The sequence below is a fragment of the Streptomyces sp. WM6386 genome (assembly GCF_000972385.1).
GTDB lineage: Bacteria > Actinomycetota > Actinomycetes > Streptomycetales > Streptomycetaceae > Streptomyces.
Genome location: NZ_JXTE01000313.1, coordinates 1 through 724, shown reverse-complemented (window position 1 = coordinate 724; position 724 = coordinate 1). Strand labels below are relative to the sequence as shown.

The 724-nt window shown below is 71.7% G+C and carries 1 protein-coding gene; it reads left to right on the top strand.

What is annotated here, in order from left to right; translation table 11 throughout:
- Positions 1-656 (top strand): DNA polymerase beta superfamily protein (locus TN53_RS41435; protein ID WP_046264058.1); only part of this gene is annotated, 656 nt, incomplete at its 5' end.
- Between the last annotated feature and the right edge of the window lie 68 nt (positions 657-724).

Below are 724 nucleotides of genomic sequence, written 5' to 3'. Positions count from 1 at the left end.
CCTACGGCCTCGCGCACGAAGGCTCCGACGTGGACCGCCTCGGTATGTTCGCCGCACCCACCGAGTCCCTGCACGGTCTCCATGGGCCGAAGGAGTCCCACGTCAGCACGGCCCCGGACCGCACCCTGCACGAGGCCGCGAAGTGGTGCCGGCTCGCTCTGGGCGGCAACCCGACCGCCATGGAACTCGTCTGGCTCCCACCGGAGTTGTACGAGGTGCGCACCCCTCTCGGCGACGAACTGATCGGCCTGCGCACGTCGTTCCTGAGTGCCAAGCGGGTCCGGGACGCCTATCTCGGCTACGCCACCCAGCAGTTCCGCCGTCTCGAGAGCCGGGCCGACCGCGCCTCCTCCGCCGAGACCCGCGGACGCACGTCCAAGCACGCCCGGCATCTCAAGCGACTGTGCCACCAGGGCCTGGAGCTGTACGCCACCGGCCACCTCACGATCCGCGTCGAAAACCCCGAGGAATACCGGGAGTTCGGCGAACGGGTCGCCGCCGACGCCTCAGTGGCGCGTCCCCTGCTCGCGTACTACGAGACGGCGTTCGACGAGACCCGCACGGTATTGCCGGACCACCCCGACGAGGCGGCGGTGGAGGCTTGGCTGCACCGGGTCCGCGACCGCTTCTACGCCCGGCTCAGCTCGACGGGGTAGAGGTTGGGGGGCGCGACGGTGGCGTCGCGCTCGTCCGCGAGGGCGGGGCGACGGCCAGGGCGCCGCCC